The organism is Streptomyces sp. NBC_01384 (genome assembly GCF_045040035.1).
GTDB lineage: Bacteria > Actinomycetota > Actinomycetes > Streptomycetales > Streptomycetaceae > Streptomyces.
This window is the reverse complement of sequence record NZ_CP109559.1, coordinates 346,728-367,794: the sequence shown is the minus strand read 5'-3', so window position 1 is coordinate 367,794 and position 21,067 is coordinate 346,728. Positions and strand designations below refer to the sequence as shown.

At 72.0% G+C, this 21,067-nt stretch carries 15 protein-coding genes and 2 pseudogenes; 12 read left to right on the top strand and 5 right to left on the bottom strand.

The genetic code is table 11. The features are described 5' to 3' along the window. Window positions 1–83 precede the first annotated feature (83 nt). Complete coding sequence (locus OG747_RS01350) at window positions 84–1,823, top strand: SulP family inorganic anion transporter (protein WP_405876968.1); 1,740 nt, start codon at window positions 84–86, stop codon at window positions 1,821–1,823. On the opposite strand, the pseudogene OG747_RS01345 reads toward OG747_RS01350, so the two are convergent. Further along, a pseudogene (locus OG747_RS01345) lies at window positions 1,802–2,369 on the bottom strand (heavy metal translocating P-type ATPase); the annotation flags it as partial. The gene OG747_RS01350 and the pseudogene OG747_RS01345 overlap by 22 nt on opposite strands. Window positions 2,370–2,580: 211 nt before the next feature. Between OG747_RS01345 and OG747_RS01340 the strand changes: the two are divergent. The 4 genes from OG747_RS01340 (at window position 2,581) to OG747_RS01325 (ending at window position 6,243) form a co-directional block, all read left to right on the top strand. Then, window positions 2,581–3,210 (top strand): hypothetical protein, encoded by a 630-nt coding sequence (locus OG747_RS01340; RefSeq protein WP_405876966.1) that lies wholly within the window; start codon window positions 2,581–2,583, stop codon window positions 3,208–3,210. A 167-nt stretch (window positions 3,211–3,377) separates the two neighbouring features. Then, window positions 3,378–4,259 carry a universal stress protein gene (locus tag OG747_RS01335; protein WP_405876964.1) on the top strand — a complete coding sequence of 294 codons (882 nt, stop codon included), beginning with the start codon at window positions 3,378–3,380 and terminating at the stop codon, window positions 4,257–4,259. A gap of 71 nt (window positions 4,260–4,330) precedes the next feature. Beyond that, a complete protein-coding gene (locus tag OG747_RS01330) occupies window positions 4,331–5,353 on the top strand; it encodes a zinc-dependent alcohol dehydrogenase (protein ID WP_405876962.1) in 1,023 nt (340 codons plus the stop codon). A gap of 5 nt (window positions 5,354–5,358) precedes the next feature. Continuing rightward, window positions 5,359–6,243 carry a universal stress protein gene (locus OG747_RS01325; protein WP_405876960.1) on the top strand — a complete coding sequence of 295 codons (885 nt, stop codon included), beginning with the start codon at window positions 5,359–5,361 and terminating at the stop codon, window positions 6,241–6,243. Between the two features lie 5 nt (window positions 6,244–6,248). On the opposite strand, the gene ppk2 is transcribed toward OG747_RS01325, so the two are convergent. Then, window positions 6,249–7,052 carry a polyphosphate kinase 2 gene (gene ppk2 / locus OG747_RS01320; protein ID WP_405876958.1) on the bottom strand — a complete coding sequence of 268 codons (804 nt, stop codon included), beginning with the start codon at window positions 7,050–7,052 and terminating at the stop codon, window positions 6,249–6,251. Window positions 7,053–7,137: 85 nt separating this feature from the next. On the opposite strand from ppk2, the gene OG747_RS01315 reads away from it, so the two are divergent. The 3 genes from OG747_RS01315 (at window position 7,138) to OG747_RS01305 (ending at window position 12,845) form a co-directional block, all read left to right on the top strand. Further along, window positions 7,138–9,537, top strand: a complete 2,400-nt coding sequence (locus tag OG747_RS01315; protein ID WP_405876956.1) for a phosphoketolase — start codon at window positions 7,138–7,140, stop codon at window positions 9,535–9,537. A 141-nt stretch (window positions 9,538–9,678) separates the two neighbouring features. Then, window positions 9,679–10,419, top strand: a complete 741-nt coding sequence (locus tag OG747_RS01310; RefSeq protein ID WP_405876954.1) for an HAD family hydrolase — start codon at window positions 9,679–9,681, stop codon at window positions 10,417–10,419. A 2-nt stretch (window positions 10,420–10,421) separates the two neighbouring features. Next, on the top strand, window positions 10,422–12,845 hold the full coding sequence (locus tag OG747_RS01305; RefSeq protein WP_405876952.1) for a glycoside hydrolase family 65 protein: 2,424 nt from the start codon (window positions 10,422–10,424) through the stop codon (window positions 12,843–12,845). Between the two features lie 15 nt (window positions 12,846–12,860). On the opposite strand, the gene OG747_RS01300 is transcribed toward OG747_RS01305, so the two are convergent. Then, on the bottom strand, window positions 12,861–13,592 hold the full coding sequence (locus OG747_RS01300) for a universal stress protein (RefSeq protein WP_405876950.1): 732 nt from the start codon (window positions 13,590–13,592) through the stop codon (window positions 12,861–12,863). A 171-nt stretch (window positions 13,593–13,763) separates the two neighbouring features. On the opposite strand from OG747_RS01300, the gene OG747_RS01295 reads away from it, so the two are divergent. From OG747_RS01295 to OG747_RS01280, 4 genes are all read left to right on the top strand, one after another. Then, a complete protein-coding gene (locus tag OG747_RS01295; protein ID WP_405876948.1) occupies window positions 13,764–16,457 on the top strand; it encodes a GNAT family N-acetyltransferase in 2,694 nt (897 codons plus the stop codon). Between the two features lie 12 nt (window positions 16,458–16,469). Beyond that, window positions 16,470–17,201 carry a CBS domain-containing protein gene (locus OG747_RS01290; RefSeq protein WP_405876946.1) on the top strand — a complete coding sequence of 244 codons (732 nt, stop codon included), beginning with the start codon at window positions 16,470–16,472 and terminating at the stop codon, window positions 17,199–17,201. A gap of 28 nt (window positions 17,202–17,229) precedes the next feature. Continuing rightward, window positions 17,230–17,739 carry a flavodoxin domain-containing protein gene (locus OG747_RS01285; protein WP_405876944.1) on the top strand — a complete coding sequence of 170 codons (510 nt, stop codon included), beginning with the start codon at window positions 17,230–17,232 and terminating at the stop codon, window positions 17,737–17,739. A gap of 236 nt (window positions 17,740–17,975) precedes the next feature. Next, a complete protein-coding gene (locus tag OG747_RS01280; RefSeq protein WP_405876942.1) occupies window positions 17,976–19,736 on the top strand; it encodes a GAF domain-containing protein in 1,761 nt (586 codons plus the stop codon). A 108-nt stretch (window positions 19,737–19,844) separates the two neighbouring features. Here the strand turns inward: OG747_RS01280 and OG747_RS01275 are convergent. Both OG747_RS01275 and OG747_RS01270 read right to left on the bottom strand, forming a co-directional pair. Further along, window positions 19,845–20,275, bottom strand: a pseudogene (locus tag OG747_RS01275) (hypothetical protein). A gap of 128 nt (window positions 20,276–20,403) precedes the next feature. Then, window positions 20,404–21,060: a CBS domain-containing protein gene (locus OG747_RS01270; RefSeq protein ID WP_405876940.1), complete on the bottom strand. Its 657-nt coding sequence runs from the start codon at window positions 21,058–21,060 to the stop codon at window positions 20,404–20,406. Window positions 21,061–21,067 lie beyond the last annotated feature (7 nt).

The following is a 21,067-nucleotide window of genomic DNA, read 5'->3' as shown; positions in this document are numbered from 1 at the left end:
GGACGTCCCGCCGCGAGGGCCGGTCGGCCCTCGCGGCGGGACGTCCGTGGGGCGATGCTGAAAGGGGTGACGAAGGGAGCCCGATGTCCGAGCGCCCAGACGTGGCCGCCGAGGAAGGCCGACGCGGTCTCGTGCGGCCGTCGGCCCCTGGTCTCGCCGTACTGGCCGGCTACCGCCGCTCGTGGCTGCGTGGCGACCTGCTGGCCGGAGTGACCGTCGCGGCGTACCTTGTTCCGCAGGTCATGGCCTATGCGGGCCTCGCGGGACTGCCGCCGGTCGCGGGGTTGTGGGCGATCCTCCCCGCCCTGCTGCTGTACACGCTGCTGGGTTCCTCGCGGCTGCTGTCCGTCGGGCCCGAGTCGACCACCGCACTGATGACGGCCACCGTGGTGGGGCCGCTCGCCGCGGGCGACCCGGACCGCTACGCCGTGCTCGCCGCCGGACTCGCGGTCGTGGTCGGGTTGATGTTCCTGGTGGCGTGGATGGCGCGGCTGGGCTTCCTCGCCGACCTCCTGTCGCGGCCGATCCTGGTCGGCTACATGACGGGCGTGGCGCTCATCATGATCGTCGACCAGCTGCCCAAACTGACCGGTGTCCGCACCTCGGGATCCGAGTTCTTTCCTCAACTGCTTTCCTTCATGAGGAACCTGGGAGAAGCGCATCCCGCCACGGTGATCTTCTCCGCGGCGGCGATCGTGTTCCTCTTCGCGGTTGCACGGTTCTTCCCCCATGTCCCGGGTCCGCTGCTGGCCCTGGTGCTCGGCACGGCGGCCGTCGCGGTCTTCGGGCTGGAGGACCACGGCATCGCCGTCATCGGCGCGGTACCGGCCGGGCTGCCGAGCCCCGGCCTGCCGACGCCGGGCGACCTGCCGCAACTGGTACTGCCGGCGATCGGCGTGCTCCTCGTCGGATACACCGATGTCATCCTCACCGCGCGCGCCTTCGCGGTCCGGGGCGATGAATTCGACCCCAACCAGGAACTGTTGGCCCTGGGGGCCGCGAACCTGGGCGCGGGCGTGCTGCACGGCTTCCCGGTGAGCAGCAGCGCCAGTCGCACCGCGCTCGCGCACTCGGCCGGGGGCCGCACCCAGGCGTACTCTCTCGTAGCCGGTGCCGCGGTCCTGGCCGTCCTGCTGTTCCTCAGCCCGCTCCTCGCGCACACGCCGTCGACCGTGCTGGGCGCCCTGGTCGTCTACGCCGCCGTCCACATGATGGATCTGGCCGGGTTCCGGCGGCTGGCCGCCTTCCGGCGCCGGGAGTTGCTGCTGGCCCTGGGCTGCCTGGCCGGAGTGCTGGCCCTGGACATCCTGTACGGCGTGCTCGTCGCGGTCGGGCTCTCGGTCGTGGAGCTGCTCACCCGGGTGGCCCGCCCGCACGACGCGATCGAGGGCATGGTCCCGGGCCTGGCCGGGATGCACGACGTGGACGACTATCCGCAGGCCCACACGGTCCCCGGTGTGCTCGTCTACCGCTACGACTCACCCCTGTTCTTCGCCAACGCCGAGAACTTCAAGCGGCGAGCGCTCGCGGCGGTCGACCAACACGAAGGTCCCGTCGACTGGTTCGTCCTCAACACCGAAGCCATCGTCGAGGTGGACATCACCGCGCTCGACGCGGTCGACGCCCTGCGTCAGGAATTCGAGCGGCGCCACGTCGTCTTCGCGCTCGCCCGCGTCAAGCAGGACCTGCGCGATGACCTCGACGCCTACGGGCTGACCGAGGCCATCGGCACCGACCGGATCTTCCCGACCCTGCCCACGGCCATGTCCGGCTACCTGGAGTGGCTCCGACGCGGGGGCGATTACGGGGCGAAAGAGAAGTAGTTCTCTTCCTCCTGAGTGAAATGCAGGTGCAGCACGCTGTACGGGCCGTACAGACAGGCGCGCAGGTCGTTCAGTTGTTCGGGGTGGTGGTCTCGGGGCCGCCGAGCGAGGAGGCGAGGGCCGGGTGGAGCTGGTGCTCTCCGGCGTACTCGTGCGGAAGGAGCCGCTCGGTGAGAAGCCGGTGCACCTCACCCACGTACCGATGCGAGGGCTGAGGGCCTCGGTGGTGGGCTCCGGAGACGGCCGCCCTTCCGGTCGACGCACAGGGCGCGCAGCGCGCTGAGGTTGAGGATGACGGCGACGTCGATGCCCTCCTGGAGCAGGGCACCGGGGGGCCGGAGGCGGCAGGCCGCAGGCGGCCACCGCCATCGCGGCGAGCGACATCAGCATGCCGCCGAGCGCGCTCTGCACCGCGCTGCGCCGGGCCCGTACGGCCATGGTGACGGCGTCGCGCGAGGCGGTCCACCCGGTCGGTGGGGCGGTGGTCAGCACGATGTCCGCGGCTTCCGAGGAGGTGCTGGAGCCGCGGGCTCCCATGGCGACGCCCCGGGGCCGGAGGCGGGTGCCCCGGGGTGCCACCTCCGCCCGCAGTGCCACGGACATCCCGGTCGACAAGCCCAACAGGCCTCGCAGATAGGGCCGTTCAGCCCCACCGTTACGGCCCTTCGGCATCCGGCACCAGCTGTCCCCCACCACCAGAGTGGTTGCTGTCGGGCACCGGTCCGACACTCTCCGATTCCCCGAAAGGATCACCACCATGGCCGTGCACGAGCACCCTCACCGGAGCCCGGGGTTCCACCTGCCGTCCTTCCGCAGGAACCGGACCGCGTCCACCTCTGGGTCCGCCGTGTCGGCGAGCACCGACACGCACACCCTGCGGGCCTACTCCTTCGCGTCGCTGCGCCTGCTGACCGGGTTCGTGTTCCTGTGGGCGTTCCTCGACAAGACCTTCGGGTTCGGCTACGCCACCCCGTCCGGCAAGGGCTGGATCGACGGTGGCTCGCCGACCAAGGGCTTCCTCAGCGGTGTCGCCGCCGGACCGATGGAGTCCACCTTCCACTCCTGGGCCGGGGACACCTGGGCGGACTGGCTCTTCATGGCCGGACTGCTCGGCATCGGGCTCGCCCTGATCGGCGGGATCGCCCTGCGGCTCGCCGCGGTCGCGGGCACCGCGATGATGGCGCTGATGTGGGTAGCCGAGTGGCCTCCGGCCCAGCACCTGTCCGACGGGTCGGCGAGCATGTCCACCAACCCGTTCGTGGACTACCACCTCGTCTACGCCGTCGTCCTCATCGCCCTGGCACTGGCCGCGGCGGGCGACACCCTGGGCGTCGGAAAGCTCTGGGCCAAGCTGCCGTTCGTCCGAGACCACGGATGGCTGCGCTGACCACGGAGTGGAGGGCGGCAGCCGGACAGGGGCCGCCCTCCCACGCCGGCCACGGGTCCATAGGGCCGATCGGCCCCCGCCGGGGACCTGCGGCCCCTGCACCACGAACCCCCACGACACGACGCTGGAATCGGGATCGAGCGATCCTGATTCAGGAGGTGGAGATCATGCCCCGCACCGTCACCGTAGGCCTCGACGGCTCGGCCGAGAGCCGTGCCGCCGCCGCATGGGCGGCTCGGGAGGCGAAGCTCCGCGGGCTGCCGCTGAAGCTGGTCAATGTCTGGGAGCCCGCCCTGGACCCCATCGCCCAGGCCCCGCTGCTCGGCCCCGAGACGCACCAGCACTGGACTGAACGCATACCGCGTGAGGCGGCCGAGGGACTGCGGGCGGACCACCCGGAGGTCGACGTGCTCGTGGAGCAGGTCACCGGGCGGCCGGCCGAGGTGCTGTCCGGCGCCGCGCGGGACGCCGAACTGCTGGTGCTCGGATCCCGTGGGCTGAGCGGGGTGGGCGGTTTCGCGGTCGGCTCCGTGGGCCTGGCCGTCGTGGCGCACGCCGAGCGCCCCGTTGTCCTCGTACGGACCGGAGAAGACATCTCAGGCACCGACTCCGCCGTCCCGCCCTCCCGCCCCGTCGTGCTCGGGCTCGACACCACGACCCCCGACGACACCCTGATCGGCTTCGCCTTCGAGGAGGCCCTCCTGCGCGGCACCTCCCTGCGCGTCGTCCACGCCTGGAACGAGCCGCCCTACATCGCGTACGGCATGCCCCCGGACCTGGAACTCAACGCCCAGCTCGGCGCGGAGGAGGCCGCCTCCGTGAGTGAGGCGCTGCGGCCGTGGCGGCAGAAGTTCCCGACGGTGGACGTCGCTGAGGACTCGCTGTCCGGGAAGGCGGCCAACCACCTGGTGGACGCCTCCCGAGAGGCCTCCCTGGTCGTCGTCGGCCGCCGTATCCGCCGTTCTTCGCTCGGCGCCCACATCGGGCCCGTCACCCACGCCGTACTGCACCACGCCACCGCCCCCGTCGCCGTCGTCCCGCACGACTGACCACCCGCCACGACGGATCACCCGCCACGACGGATCACCCGTCACGACGGATCACCCGAGGAGAGACACCCATGAAAGCGGCAGTCGTACGAGCGTTCGGTGAGCCCCTGGTCATCGAGGAGCGCTCCGACCCCGAGCCGGGCCCCGGCCAGGTCCGCATCCGGGTGGAGGCGTCCGGGCTGTGCCACACCGACATCCACGCCGCGCACGGCGACTGGCCGGTCAAGCCGAACCCGCCGTTCGTCCCCGGCCACGAGGGCGTCGGCCTCGTCGAGGCACTCGGCGACGGCGTCACGCACCTCGCGCTCGGCCAGCGGGTCGCGGTGCCCTGGCTCGGCTCGGCCTGCGGACGGTGCGAGCACTGCCTGTCCGGCTGGGAGACGCTCTGCGAGCAGCAGGTCAACACCGGGTACGGGTGCGACGGCGGCTACGCCGAGAAGATGCTCGCCCGGGCCGACTTCGCCCAGCCCGTGCCCGACGGGATCTCCCCGCTCGACGCGGCCCCGCTCACCTGCGCCGGGGTCACGACGTACAAGGCGCTCAAGGTCGCCGGCGTCGGGCCCGCTCAGCTCGTCGCCATCTCGGGCGTCGGCGGACTGGGCCATCTGGCCGTCCAGTACGCGAAGATCGCCGGGGCGACGGTGGCGGCGATCGACGTGACCGACGAGAAGCTCGAACTCGCCTCGGAACTCGGCGCCGACCTCGTCATCGACGCCCGCAAGCACGACCCGGCCGAGGTGCTCAAGCGGTTCGGCGGCGCACACGCCGCGATCGCGCTCGCGGTGAACGAGTCCGCGTTCTCCGCCGTGTACGGGGGACTGCGGCGCGGCGGGAAGCTCGTGATGGTGGCGTTGCCCGCGCACGGGACGATCCAGGTCCCGATCTTCGACACGGTGCTGAACGGCACGTCGGTGATCGGTTCCATCGTGGGTACCCGGCAGGATCTGGCAGAGGTCTTCGAACTGCACGCGGCGGGCCGCACCCGGGTCATCCGGGAGTCCCGGCCCCTGGTCTCCGTCAACGAGTCCATCGACGAGGTGCTGCGCGGTCAGATCAAGGCCAGGATCGTCTTCGACTTCGGTGAAGGACGGTGAGGACGGTGGAGCTGCCCCTGGTCGTGGGCGTCGACGGCTCGGAGCCCAGCCTGCGTGCCGTGGACTGGGCGACGGACGAGGCCGCGCTGCGCGGTGCACCGCTGCGCCTGGTGTACGCCTCGCTGTGGGAGCGCTACGAGGGCGCCGCGCTCGCTGAGGGCCTCGGCAGGTCCTCGGAGCAGGTGATGGCGGACAACATCGTGGAGGCCGCCGCGCGGCGCGCCCACCGCCGCGCCCCCGAAGTGAAGATCAGCACCGACGTCCTGCCCGACGACGCGGTGAGCATGCTGCTGAACGAGGCGCATCTCGCCGCCGCGGTGGTCGTCGGGTCGCACGGCCGCAGTGGCCTTGCCGAACTGCTGCTGGGCTCGGTGAGCCTCGCGGTCGCCGCCCGCGCCGCCTGCCCGGTGATCGTGCTGCGCGGCAGCCATGACAACCGGGCAAGGGCGGGGACACACGGGCGGGTGGTCCTCGGAGTCGGGGAGGAGCCGCACGATACGGCGGCCACCCGGTTCGCCTTCGAGGAGGCCGAGGTCCGCGAGGCGGCCCTGGACGCCGTACGGGCCTGGCGCTGCCCGGCGTACGAGAGCACCGACCACCCCCTGCTCGCGGGCGAACCGGCCCGTTTGCACGAGCAGCGGGCCGCGGAGATCCTGGACTCGGCGCTGAGCACGGCCGCGTCCCAGCATCCGGCCGTCGAACTGCGCCGCAGGACCGTCGAAGGCACCACCCGCCGGGTCCTGCTGGACGCCTCGGCCGACGCCGACCTGCTCGTCGTCGGAGCCCAGCGGCGGCACCACGGACATACCGGGCTCCAGCTCGGCAGGGTCGCCCACGCGGCCCTGCACCACTCCGCCTGCCCGGTCGCCGTCGTGCCGCAACAGGGATGAGCGGCTCAGAGGGTCGCCGCATGGTCGGGGACGTACGTCTGCAGATCGCGCGGCGGGCGCACATAGCCCGTCGACGGCGGCCGGGGCGGCAGTTCGAGGACCGGCGGCGACACCTCGTGGTACGGAACGGAGCCGAGCAGGTGGGCGATCATGTTCAGCCGGGCCCGGCGCTTGTCGTCGCTCTCCACGATGAACCAGGGCGCCTCCGAGACGTCCGTGTGGACCAGCATCTCGTCCTTGGCGCGGGAGTACGCCTCCCAGCGGGTGATCGACTCCAGGTCCATCGGGGAGAGCTTCCAGCGCCGCGTCGGGTCCTTCAGCCGACGCCGGAACCGCTTCTGCTGCTCCGCGTCGCTCACCGAGAACCAGTACTTGCGCAGCAGGATCCCCTCCTCGACCAGCATCCGTTCGAAGATCGGGCACTGGCGGAGGAAGAGCTGGTGCTCCTCCTTCGTGCAGAAGCCCATGACCTGCTCGACGCCGGCGCGGTTGTACCAGCTCCGGTCGAACAGCACGATCTCACCGGCGGCGGGCAGATGCTCGACATACCGCTGGAAGTACCACTGGGTGCGCTCACGCTCGGTCGGCGTGGGCAGCGCCACGGTCCGTGCGACGCGCGGATTGAGGAGCTCCGACACCCGTTTGATCGTGCCGCCCTTGCCCGCCGCGTCCCGGCCCTCGAAGACCACCACGAGCCGGGCGCCCTCGGTGCGCACCCACTCCTGAAGCTTCACCAGCTCCGTCTGCAGGCGCAGCAGTTCCCGCTCGTACACCTCAAGCGGCACCTTCGCCGTCTTCTCGTCGGCCATGCCGTCTCCTCCGCTCGATCACGCACACCGATGCCACGCCCGGCGACACACCTCGTGACGCACCTCGATGACTTACGGAGTCACCATGCCCAAGGTCGAACCGCCCAAGGTCGAACACCAGGACAGCACCGTACTGACCACCGACGAACTGCGCACCCTGGACGCCCACTGGCGCGCCGCCAACTACCTTGCCGTGGGGCAGATCTACCTGCTCGCCAACCCGCTGCTGACCGAGCCTCTGACCCCGGCGCACATCAAGCCGCGGCTGCTCGGCCACTGGGGCACCTCACCCGGCCTCAACCTGGTGCACACGCACCTCAACCGGGTGATCAAGGCCCGTGGTCTGGACGCGCTGTGCGTGTGGGGCCCCGGTCACGGCGGCCCCGCGGTCCTCGCCAACTCCTGGCTGGAGGGGACCTACAGCGAGACGTACCCGAGCGTCTCGCGGGACGCGCCCGGCATGGAGAAGCTGTTCCGGCAGTTCTCGTTCCCCGGCGGGGTACCCAGCCACGTCGCGCCCGAGACACCCGGCTCGATCCACGAGGGCGGTGAGCTGGGCTACTCGCTGGCGCACGCGTACGGCGCCGCCTTCGACAACCCGGACCTGCTGGTCGCCTGCGTGATCGGCGACGGCGAGGCGGAGACCGGGCCGCTGGCCGCGTCCTGGCACTCCAACAAGTTCCTCGACCCGGTCCACGACGGCGCCGTACTGCCGATCCTGCACCTCAACGGCTACAAGATCGCCAACCCGACCGTCCTGTCCCGGATCCCGGAGGCCGAACTCGACGAGCTGCTGCGCGGCTACGGCCACGACCCGATCCACGTCACCGGCGACGACCCGCACCAGGTCCACCGCGCGATGGCGGACGCCTTCGACCGGGCCCTGGACCGCATCGCGCTCATGCAGCGCACCGCCCGCGAGGACGGCGTGGCCGAGCGGGTGCGCTGGCCCATGATCGTGCTGCGCACCCCGAAGGGCTGGACGGGACCGGCGGAGGTCGACGGCGTGCCCGTCGAGGGCACCTGGCGCGCCCACCAGGTGCCGCTGGCCGCGGTACGTGAAAACCCCGAGCACCTGAGGCAGTTGGAGGCCTGGCTGCGCTCGTACCGGCCCGAGGAGCTCTTCGACGCCCAGGGACGGCCCGTCGCCGACGTCCTCGCCTGCGTGCCCGCCGGCTCGAAGCGCCTCGGCGCCACCCCGCACGCCAACGGCGGTCTGCTCGTCCGCGATCTGCCGATCCCCTCCCTCGACCGCTACGCCGTGCCCGTCGACAAGCCGGGCGCCACCCTGCACGAGCCCACCCGGGTCCTCGGCGACCTCCTCGAACAGGTCATGAAGGACACCTCCCACCGCCGGGACTTCCGGCTGGTGGGGCCCGACGAGACCGCCTCCAACCGGCTGGGAGCCGTCTTCGGCGCCACCGGCAAGGCCTGGCAGGCGGGGACCCTCCAGGTGGACGAGCACCTGGACCGGCACGGCCGGGTGATGGAGATCCTCTCCGAGCACCTCTGCCAGGGCTGGCTGGAGGGCTACACGCTGACCGGCCGGCACGGACTGTTCTCCTGCTACGAGGCGTTCGTGCACATCGTCGACTCGATGGTCAACCAGCACATCAAATGGCTGAAGACCTCGCGGGAGTTGGCGTGGCGAGCCCCGATCGCCTCCCTCAACTACCTGCTCACCTCGCACGTCTGGCGCCAGGACCACAACGGCTTCTCGCACCAGGACCCCGGTTTCGTCGACCACGTCCTCAACAAGAGCCCCGAGGTCGTCCGGGTCTACCTGCCGCCGGACGCCAACACCCTGCTCTCCGTGGCGGACCACGTGCTGCGCAGCCGCGACTACGTCAACGTCGTCGTCGCGGGCAAGCAGCCCTGCTTCGACTGGCTCTCCATGGACCAGGCCCGCGCCCACTGCGCCCGCGGCGCCGGCATCTGGGAGTGGGCGGGCTCCGCGGGCGGGGACCGCGAACCGGATGTCGTCCTCGCCTGCGCGGGCGACGTCCCCACCCAGGAGATCCTGGCCGCCTCCGACCTGCTCCGCCGCCATCTGCCCGAACTCGCCGTCCGGGTCGTCAACGTCGTCGACATGACCCGGCTGCTGCCGCGCGAGGAACACCCGCACGGGATGGGCGACTTCGAGTACGACGGACTGTTCACCAGCGACAAGCCGGTCATCTTCGCGTACCACGGCTACCCCTGGCTGATCCACCGGCTCGCCTACCGCCGCACCGGCCACGCCAACCTGCATGTACGCGGCTACAAGGAGATGGGTACCACCACGACCCCGTTCGACATGGTCGTCCGCAACGACATGGACCGCTACCGCCTCGTCATGGACGTGATCGACCGTGTCCCCGGCCTCGGCGTGCGCGCCGCCGCCGTCCGCCAGCAGATGGCCGACGCCCGCACCCGCCACCACGCCTGGATCCGCGAACACGGCACCGACCTGCCCGAGGTCGCCGACTGGACCTGGACCGGCTGAAATCCCCCCGGCACGGGCTGAAATCCCTCACCCGCAAAGGAGTTCACCCCCCATGACCGTAGGCGTCGGCATCAACGGCCCCGCCGCCCGGGGCCACCCCAACCGGCTCCTCGACCTGGCCGCACCGGCGGCCGACGGCCGATGAGCACGGAGCGCAACGGCACGGCCCGCGTACCCCGTGTGCTGCGGGGGACGCAGGCCGTTGTCCTCGACACCGACGGCGTCATCACGGACTCCGCGCGGGTGCACGCCGCCGCGTGGAAGACGGCCTTCGACGCCTTTCTGCGCCCACGCGGCGAGCGCCCCTTCGACCCGCACGAGGACTATCTGCGGTACGTCGACGGCAAGTCGCGCCTCGACGGGGCCGCCGCCCTCCTCGAAGCCCGCGGGCTGCGGCCCTCCGAGGCCGAGGTCCGGGCCGTCGCCGCCCACAAGGAACAGCTGTTCACCGAGAGGCTGCGCGCCGAGGGCGTCGACGCCTATCCGGGCACGGTCCGCCTGCTGCGAGCCCTGCGGACCGCAGGGATCCCGCTGGCCGCCGCCTCCGCCTCCCGGCACGCCGGTGAACTCCTCGACCACGCGGGAGTGCGCGGCCTCTTCGACGCTCTGGTGGACGGCGGAGAGGCAGCCCGGCTGGGCCTGCCCGGCAAACCCGACCCCGCCCTCTTCCTGGAGGCGACCCGCCGCCTCGGCGTCCCCGCCGAACGCGCCGCCGTCGTCGAGGATGCCCTCGCCGGAGTCGAGGCCGGGCGGCGCGGCGGATTCGGTCTCGTCGTGGGCGTCGACCGCGCCCGCACCCCGGCCACCCGGACCGCACTGCTGAAGCACGGCGCGGACCTGGTGGTCGACGACCTCGCGGAGCTACTCGCACAGGAGGACTGAGGATGCCCGACTGGACCTGGGCGTACGAAGGCTACGACCCGGCGCAGGAGCAGCTGCGCGAAGCGCTGTGCACCCTCGGCAACGGCTACTTCGCCACCCGTGGCGCGGCCCCCGAGTGCGCGGCGGACTCCGTCCACTACCCGGGCACGTACGCGGCGGGCTGCTACAACCGCCTCACCTCGGACGTGGCGGGACGCCGGGTCGAGAACGAGGACATGGTCAACCTCCCCAACTGGCTGCCGCTGCGCCTGCGTACCGCCTCCGGGACCTGGCTCTCGCCCGACACCCACAAGCTCCTCGACCACCGCCAGAACCTGGACCTGCGCGCCGGCACCCTGGAACGGACGCTGCGCTACGAATACGTCGAGGACGGTGTCGGCCGGTGCCTCGCCGTACGGCAGCTGCGACTGGTCCACATGGCCGACCCCCATCTGGCCCTGCTGCGCACGGAGTTGACGGCGGAGGGCTGGTCCGGACAGATCGAGGTCGAGTCGGCGCTCGACGGGACGGTCGCCAACACCGGAGTGGAGCGCTACCGCTCCCTCGCCTCCCGGCACCTCACGGACGTCCGCACCGGCACCGCGGCGCCGGACACGATCTGGCTGGAGTGCCGGACCAGTGCCTCCGACATCAGGATCGGCCTGGCGGCCCGCACTGTCGCCGTGACCGGCGCGGACGCCGTCGACGCGCACGAGGAGGCCGCCGTCGTCGAGACCGCCGACGCGCACGAGGACGCGCGGGCCGCTCAGCTGCTGCGGCTCTCCCTGACCGACGGCCGGACCGTCACGGTCGACAAGACGGTCGCCCTGCACACCTCCCACGACCCGGCCATCAAGGACCCGGCGTACGCGGCCCTCGACCGGGTCGGCCGCGCCCCGGATTTCGGGACGCTGCTGGAATCCCACCGCACGGCCTGGCAACAGCTCTGGCGCAACGCCGAGTTGGACGTGCCGAACAGTACGGGCCCGGTGCTGCGCCTGCACCTGTTCCATCTGCTTCAGACGCTTTCTCCGCACACCGCCGAGCTGGACGTGGGCGTCCCGGCGCGCGGTCTGCACGGTGAGGCCTACCGGGGGCACGTCTTCTGGGACGAGCTGTTCGTCCTGCCGTACCTCAACCTGCACTTCCCCGAGGTCTCCCGCGCCCTGCTCGGCTACCGCCACCGCCGCCTTGAGCAGGCCTGCCGGGCGGCCCGCGACGCCGGGTGCACCGGTGCGATGTACCCGTGGCAGAGCGGCAGCGACGGCCGGGAGGAGACCCAGCAACTGCATCTCAACCCGCGCTCCGGGCGCTGGCTGCCCGACCATTCACGGCTCCAGCACCACGTCGGCTCGGCGATCGCGTACAACGTGTGGCAGTACTGCGAGGCGAGCGGCGACACCGAGTTCCTGCACACCAAGGGCATCGAGATGCTCGTGCAGATCGCCCGCTTCTGGGCCGGCCTCGCGGCGTACGACGGGACGCTCGGCCGGTACCGGATCCGCGGCGTCGTCGGCCCCGACGAGTACCACGACGGCTACCCCGGCGCGGAGCGGCCCGGGCTCGACGACAACGCGTACACCAACGTCACCGCCGCCTGGGTGCTCACCCGCACTCTCGACGTCCTGTACGACCTGCCCGAACTGGCGCGCAGAGACCTCTGCGAGCGCACCGGCCTCGACGCGGCCGAACTCGACGGCTGGCAGGACGTCTCCCGGAAGCTGTACGTGCCCTTCCACGCCGGAGTGATCAGCCAGTTCGAGGGCTACGGCGCACTGGAGGAGCTCGACTGGGACGGCTACCGCGCACGGTACGGCGACATCCGGCGGCTCGACCGGATCCTGGAGGCCGAGGGCGACACCGTCAACCGCTACCAGGCGTCCAAACAGGCGGACGTCCTGATGATGGGCTACCTCTTCTCGCCCACCGAACTCGGCGGCCTGTTCCGCAGGCTCGGGCACGAGGTGGACGACACCGTCTGGCGGCGCACCGTCGACCACTACCTGCGCCGCACGAGTCACGGCTCGACGCTCAGCAGCCTGGTGCACGGGTGGGTGCTGGCCCGGGCGCGGCGCGCGGAGGCGTGGGCGTTCGTGCACGAGGCCCTGGCCGGGGACATCGCCGATCTGCAGGGCGGCACCACGGGGGAGGGCATCCACCTCGGTGCCATGGCGGGCACCCTCGATCTCGTCCAGCGCTGCCTCACCGGTCTGGAGACCCGGGGCGGCGCACTGCGGTTCGATCCGGTGCCGCTGCCGGAGCTGTCCGAGTACGGCTTCTCGATCCGCTACCGCGGCCATCGCGGGATACAACTGCGTCTGACCGCCGACCAGTTGATGATGGCGGTGCCCGAGTCCGACCAGGACCCGATCGACCTCGCCCTCGCGGACCGCACCGTGTCCGTGGCGCCCGGAGAATCCTGTGCCCTCACCCTGCCGGACCGGTGACCGGGTGGGGCACCGTCAGCGCGGAACCACGGCCACCGGGCACTCGGTGTGCTCCAGCACGGCATCCAGCGTGGGACCGAGCGTCCGGCCCGCGCGGCCGACCACCAGGAGCCCCGCCGAGGCCGACGCATGAACCAGGGCGGCCGGCGGGCTCTGCAGGCGCACGTCCTCGTAGACGTCCGCCCGCGGATACTTCTCCCGCCACGGCCGCAGCGCGTCCGAGAGCAGTTGCACCTCCTGGTCCTCCCACGCTCCCCGGTCCTCCTCCGGCATCGCGTACGGCATCCACCGCTCGGCGAGGGAGGGCAGCCGCCACGCGTGCACGGCGTGCAGCCGGGCACCGCGGCGCCGCGCCGCGTCGAACGCGAAGTCCATGACGGCGCTGACCGGGTCGCGGGCATCCATGCCCAGAGCCACCTGGTCCGTATGCCACTCGCCGTCCGTACGGCCGAGGCCGCCGCCCGGCACCAGCACCACCGGCCGGTCCGAGCGGGCTGCCACCTCACGGGCCACGGAACCCACGGCCGACCCCGGAACGCCGCCCGCGCCGCGCAGTCCGAGGACGGTGCAGGAGGCCCGCGAGCCCAGCGAGAGCAACGCCGCGGCGACCCCTTCGGTCGGGTCGGCCCCTTCGATGTGCACGACCCGCAGTGGCAGTCCGCGCAGCTCCGCGTCACCCGCCGCCCACTCGGCCGCGGCCCTGCTGGGCGCGGAGGCGTCGACCCCGACAACGATCGGATGGGTCATGGCAGTTCGTCCCTCCATGCGTACGGGAGCCCAGAGTGTCCACCATCCGCCGCGGACCGGCCCGCGAGACAGGGGCCGACCGGCCCATGCGGTGCACCCGATCAGCCCCTGGGGCGGGCCCGTGGATCGCCGGATGCTCGAACTGTCGAGAGTTTTTCGAGGAGGCCCCAGATGACGGACGACGAGCGCGACCGCCCCACCGTGCACGCCCTGCTCGCGGACGGCACCACTGTGTGCATACGTTCCGTGCGGCCCGGTGACCACGAGCAGCTACGAGGGCTTTACGAGGAGATGTCACCGGAGAACCTGCGGCTGCGGTTCTTCGCCGCGAGCCGCCGCTCCGCCGATCTGGCCGCCGACCGGGCCTCGGCGCCGACGCGCCCCGGCTACCGGGCACTGCTCGCCGAGATACAGGGCCAGGTGATCGGCCTGGCCGAGTACGAGACCGGCGACGACGCGGACACGGCCGAGATGTCGATCGCCGTGGCCGACGGACTGCACCACCGGGGCGTCGGCACCCTCCTCGTCGAACACCTCGTCTCCGCCGCCCGCGCGGACGGCGTCACCACGTTCACCGCCGACGCGCTCAGCGAGAACTACGAAGTACTCCGGCTCTTCACCGACCTGGGCCTGCACGCCGGACGCCGATTCGAGGGCCCGGAGGTGCGATGCACCATCGCGCTCGACGAGGACGACACCTACCTGTCGGCCGTCGAAGCCCGTGGCCGGGCCGCCGACGTCGCCAGCCTGGAACCGCTGCTGCGCCCCGAAGCGATCGCCGTGGTCGGTGCCGGGCGCAGGCCTGGATCGGTGGGGCGGGCCCTCCTGCACCATCTGCACGAGGGCGGCTTCACCCGCCGGCTCTTCGCGGTGAACCCCCACGTCTCGTCGATCCTCGGCGTGCCGTCCTATCCGTCGGTCAGCGCGCTGCCCAAGGTCCCCGATCTCGCGGTCCTCGCGATACCGGCCGACGCCCTGCCCGCCACGGCCGAAGAGTGCGGCAAGGCCGGCGTACGGGCGCTGCTCGTGGTGTCGGCCGGGCTCGACAGCGACCAGGCGCAGGCGCTCATGGCCGCGTGCCGCACGTACGGCATGCGGCTGGTCGGCCCCAACTGCCTCGGCATCTCCAACACCGACCCGAGGCTCCGCCTCGACGCCACCTTCGCCGCCGACCACCCACGCCCCGGCACGGCGGGCGTCGCCGTGCAGTCCGGCGGCGTGGGCATCGCCGTGCTCGACGGGCTGTCCCGGCTCGGTATCGGCGTCTCGTCCTTCGCGTCGCTCGGTGACAAGTACGACGTCAGCGGCAATGACATGCTCCAGTGGTGGGAGAGCGACGGCCGCACCGACCTCGCCCTGCTGCACCTGGAGTCCTTCGGCAACCCGCGGGCGTTCTCCCGCACCGCCCGGCGTGTGACCCGTCGGATGCCCGTCCTGACGGTCGACGCGGGCCGTACCGAGCCCGGTCGCCGTGCCGCCGCCTCGCACACCGCGGCCGCCGCGACCCGGACCATGACCCGGCAGGCGCTGTTCACCCAGGCGGGCGTCACCGCCACCCGCTCGGTGGGCGAACTCCTCGAAACCGCCGCCCTGTTGCACTCCCAGCCGCTCCCGGCCGGGACCCGCGTGGCGATCGTCACCAACGCGGGCGGCGCGGGTGTCCTCGCGGCGGACGCGTGTGCCGAGGCCGGACTGTCCCTGCCTCCCCTCACCCCCGAACTGATCGACGACCTGCTCGCCGTGCTGCCCGAGGGCGCCGCCGTGGGCAACCCCGTCGACGCCACCGCCGCCGTCACGGAGGACCAGCTCAGGGACTGCGTGGACCGGCTCCTGCGGTACCCGGGCATCGACACCGTGCTGCTGGCCCTCGTCCCCACCGCCGTCGCCGTGGCGACCGGCGACGACCTCGTCCGGGCCCTCACCGACGGACCCGGGCGCCGGGCACGGCCGGTCGCCGTCGTACGCCTGGAGCAGGATCTGCCGGTCAAGCTGCTGCCCGCGCGGGAAGGCGGCACCGTCCCGTCGTACGCCGAACCGGGCGCGGCGGCACGGGCCTTGGCACACGCCGCCCGTCGCGCGGCCTGGCTGAACCGGCCGGCCGGCACGGTCCCGGAGCTCGCGGAGGTCGACACGGCCCGGGCGCACGCGGTCGCCGAGACCTACCTGGCCGCCCATCCGGACGGCGGCTGGCTCGACCCGCGCACCTGTGCCGACCTCCTCGCCTGCTACGGCATTCCACAACTGTCCTGGGCCTGGGCCGAGACCGAGGACGACGCCGTCATCGCCGCCGAACGGCTGCGCGGTGCCGACGGCCGCGTGGTCATGAAGGCCCACTGGCCCGGCCTCGTCCACAAGACCGAACAGCACGCGGTCCACCTCGACCTCCAGGGCGACGCCCAAGTACGCGCCGCCTTCCGGGACTTCGAGACCCGCTTCGCCGGACTCATGACCGGAGTGGTCGTCCAGCCACTGGCCGCGCGCGGCACCGAGCTGTTCGCGGGGGTGGCGCAGGACGAGGTCTTCGGCCCGCTGGTGCTGTTCGGTCTCGGCGGTACGGCGACCGAGGTGCTGGCCGACCACGCCGCCCGCCTGGCCCCGCTGACCGACCACGACGTCCACGATCTGATCACCGCACCGCGCTGCGCGCCGCTGCTCCTCGGCACGCACGGCAGCCGGCCGGCCGATCTCCAGGGCCTCGAACAGCTTCTGCTGCGGCTGTCCCGCATGGCGGGCGACCTGCCGCAGCTCGCCGAGGCCGACTTCAACCCCGTCCTCGCGACACCCGCCGCGGTCACCGTGCTCGACGCCCGCGTCCGCCTGCTGCCGCGCCGGGCCCAGGACCCCTATCTGCGCCGACTGCGCTGAGGAGGAACAGACATGAGGCAGAACAAGGTCGGATCGGTGATGGCGACGGAGGTCGTCACGGCCCGGTACGGCTCCCCGTTCAAGGAAGTGGCACGGCTGCTTGCCGAGCACCGCATCAGCGGGCTGCCGGTGGTCGACGAGGACGAGAAGGTCCTCGGTGTGATCTCCGAGACCGACCTCATGGTCCGGCAGGCGGACATCCCCGACCCCTACGAGACGAAGCCCCGCTTCCGGCTCGCCGGGCTGACCCGCGATGCCCGGCGGCAGGCCGCGAAGGCACACGCCCGGACCGCCGGACAGCTGATGTCCGTGCCACCGGTCACCGTGCACGCCGACGACACCATCGCCGAGGCCGCCCGGACCATGGCACACCACCGCGTGGAGCGGTTGCCGGTGGTGGACGAGGAGGACCGGGTCGTCGGCATCGTCACCCGCCGCGACCTGATCCAGGTCTTCCTGCAGCCGGACGACGTGATCCGCCGCGAGGTGATCGAGGAGGTGCTGGTCCGCACACTGTGGCTGACCCCCTCGACCGTCGAGGTCGACGTGTACGAGGGGGTCGTCACCCTCGTCGGCCATGTGGAGCGCAGGAGCGAGGCGGAGATCGCCGTCTCCATGACCGACCGGATAGACGGCGTGGTCGCGGTGGTCGACAAGCTCACCTATCGGCTGGACGACTCGCACCTGCGGCCCGACGAGCCGGCCGTGCACGGTGTCGCCGAGGAATGGCTGCGCAAGCTGTGAATCAGGTCCTGAGAGGAGGCGTACCGCCATGCTGAGCAAAGTGCTCGTCGCCTACGGGACGACGAACGGATCGACCGCGCGGATCGCCGAGACCATCGCGGAAGTCCTGCGCAAGGAGGGCGTGCCGACCGAGGCGGTGCCCGCTCGCTCTGTGACGGACGTCGAGTCGTACGACGCCGTGGTCGTGGGCGGCGGACTGTACGCGGGGCGCTGGCACAAGGACGCCCGACGCTTCGTCCGGCGTCACGGACGCGTGCTCGCCGGGCGTCCGCTGTGGTTCTTCAGCAGCGGTCCGCTCGACGCCTCGGCCACGGAGAAGGACCTCCCGCCCGTCCCCGGCGTGCGGCGGGCCATGACCCGGCTCGACGTCCGTGGGCACGTCACGTTCGGGGGCTGCCTGGAGGACGGGGCCAGGGGGGTGATCGCCCGGAAGATCGTTTCCTCCGGGAAGGGCGGGGACTTCCGTGACTTCGAGCAGATCGAGGCGTGGGCCGCGCGCATCGGCACCGAACTGGCGTCCGGAGAACAGAGGGGCTGAACCCTGTGCCGCTAGCGGATCGGGCGCAACCGGGACCCTTCCGGTTGCGCCCCGATGCCGACCCGAAGCCCGGTGTGATCCGACCGGGCCCCGGCGATGCACGGATTGCTTGAACTGCGTTCGGGATTCCTGTGATCGGAGCAGTGCGTGGTGATGCCGCGGCCTTCCAGGCAGTACGGTGGGGGCAGGCGAACCGGTGCGCGGTCTCTTGTCCGCCGAATCGGCCGGAGGAAGCGATGGGCGCGGACTCACGCGCGGGATCCGAGCAGCATGTGCCCAAGCTTCGGCTCGACGAGCTGCTGGGCGAACTACAGGTACGCATCGACGCCGTCCGCGGCACCCGGGACCGCCTGCACAGTCTGCTGGAGGCCGTCCTGTCCGTCGGACGGGAGCTGGACCTGCCGCAGGTGCTGCGCAGCATCGTCGAGGCCGCGGTGGTCCTGGTGGACGCCGAGTACGGGGCCCTGGGCGTGATCGGCGCCGACCGGACACTGTCCGCGTTCATCACCGTCGGCATCGACGAGGAGCGACGGGCCGAGATCGGGGAGCTGCCCAGCGGGCACGGGCTCCTCGGCGAGCTGATCCGGCACCCGGTGCCCCTGAGGCTGCCGGAGCTCTCCGAGCACCCCGAGTCGTACGGCTTCCCGGCCCACCACCCGCCGATGCACTCCTTCCTCGGCGTACCGATCCGGGTGCGCGACGAGGTGTTCGGGAACCTGTACCTGACCGAGAAGCGCAGCGGCAAGGAGTTCGACGCGGAGGACGAGTCCGTCCTGTCGACGCTGGCGGTGGCCGCCGGGGTCGCCATCGAGAACGCGCGACTGTACGAGGAGACCAGGCTCCGCGAGCGCTGGCAGCGGGCCAGCGGGAAGGTCACGAGTGTCCTGCTGACCGGCGCGCCGGGCGCGGAGGTGCTGGAGCTGATCGTCGTCGAGGCCCGGAAGATCGTCTCCGCGGACATGGGGCTGATCGCGGAGCGCGTACCGGGCGAGGAGGCGCTGCGGCCGGCGCTCGCCGTCGGGCTCGGCGCGCAGGAGCGCGGTGGACTGGTGATGCCGGCCCGGGACGGCCTCGTCGGAGCCGCGCTGAGCTCCGCGGAGCCCGTGGTCAGCGCCGACATCGAACACGATGCCCGCGTGGGCGAGGGCGAAGCCCAGTGGGCCGGGCTCGGACCCGTGGTCGCGGTGCCGCTCGGCACCAGCGGGAAGGCGCGGGGCGTGCTGTTGCTCGGGAGGGTGCAGGGCGGTACACCGTTCGGCGACGCCGACACCGGACCGCTGCTCGGGTTCGCCGACCAGGCCGCGCTGGCGCTGGAGCTGGCCGAGCGGCGGCGGGACGCGGAACAGATCGCACTGCTCCAGGACCGCGACCGTATCGCCCGTGACCTGCACGACCTCGCCATCCAGCGGCTCTTCGCGGCCGGCATGACACTGCAGAGCGCCCAGCGCTTCATGGAACACCCCGAAGGCATGGAGCGCCTGACGCGGACCGTCGACGACCTCGACGACACCATCAAGATCATTCGCTCCACGATCTTCGGCCTGCGGACGCACGGCGGGGGCGGCAGGGAGGGCAACGGTCTGCGCGGCCGGGTCTCCGAGGTGGTCACGGCCTCGGCCATATCGTTCGGTTTCCCGCCCGCGCTGCGCATCGAGGGGCTCGTCGAGACCAATGTCCCCGGCGACATCGCCGACCACGCCGTCGCTGTGCTCGGTGAGGCGCTGAGCAACGCGGCACGGCACTCCGGGGCACAGGCCGTGGACGTCCGAGTTCAGTGCACCGGGGGCGAGTTGACGCTCACGGTGACGGACGACGGCTGTGGGATGTCGGGCGACGTGCACCGCAGCGGGCTGAAGAACATGGAGGAGCGGGCCGTTGCTCTCGGGGGCGCGCTGACGCTCGGCGAACGGTCCGAGGGTGGTGGCACTCGGTTGGTGTGGCGGGTGCCGTTGGGCTCACCCGATGCATCGCCGGGTGGCGTACCGGCGAACGGCTGAGACCGTCGGCGCCCTGTATGTCCGGGGGTTCTTCGTGTCCGGGGTTCTTCGGCTGCGGCTGGGTGGGGGCGGGCCGCGCGGTTCCCCGCGCCCCCAGCGGGGCATGGGTCAGCGTGCGGGGCGGTCGGCGGTGTCGGGGTTCTCCGGCCGGCCGGCACCGCCGCCTGGATGCTGCGCTGGACTCCGAGTTCGGCCGGCAGCCGGGAGATGTGGCTCGGGAGCGAGGGCCGGGCCCTCGGTGGGGTCCGCGCGCAGCGACCTCATCGGCCGGGCGGTCGTCGTGGGGTCCAGCTCCGGCCGTGATCGCGTCGAGCAGGGCCTCCTCGTCGTCGAACGACGTCAGCATCGGACAGGCGGGCTCCGGCTCCCGTCGCCGTCCGGCAGACGTACGTCCAGGACCGCCACGTGCGGGCGCGGCGCCGACCCGCGCACCGGCGCGTGCTCGACGCCGCCCGCGTCGCCGACCACCGAGATGTCCGGCTCGGCGGCCAGGAGATCGGTCGGACCGTGGCGCGCACCAACTCGTGGTCGTCCAGCAGGAGGACCCGGACGGGGTTCTGTTCCGTGAACGTGGGCGCCTCGGCCGATCATCACGCTCCGGGGCCGATCGCACCGGGGCCGACCGGCCCGACCAGAGCGCAGTTGTCCGTTCGGCCACCGGTCACGGCTACGGGTGGCGGGGTGGGCCCGTGATCTCGAACTCCACGTCCACCACGCCTTCGACGGCCCGTACCAGGCGCGCGGCCACGGGCACCAACGAGGTGTCCCGGACCTGTCCGGCGAGTGTGACGACGCCGTCCCGCACCCGTACGCGAACAGGGGACAAGGGTGCATGGAACAGGTACGACACGACCTCCCTGTGGACCTCCTCGGCGATGTCCGCGTCGGCCCGCAGAAACACCTTGAGAAGATCGCCGCGGCTGACGACGCCTTCGAGTTTGCCCAGCTCATCGACGACGGGGAGCCGCTTGACCTTGGCGTGCGCCATGGTCCGGGCGGCCTGTGCCAGGGTCGCGTTCGCCTGGACGGTGACCGCCGGGGACGTCATCAGCTCCCCGGCGGTCACCGCGCCGGCCTTGGTGAGGTCCGAAAGGCGCCGCAGTTGTGTGTACCGGTCCGGGTCACCGTCCCGGAACTCCTCCTTGTGCAGCAGATCGGCCTCGGAGACGACGCCGATCACGCGATCCTCGCCCTCCAGGACCGGAAGGGCACTGACCTGCCACTGCTCCATCAACTGCACGATCTCCTTGAAGCCGGCCCCACGGCCGACGGCGGCGACAGTGTGGGTCATGACATCGCTCACGATGTGCGGGCTCCCATGCACGGTGACT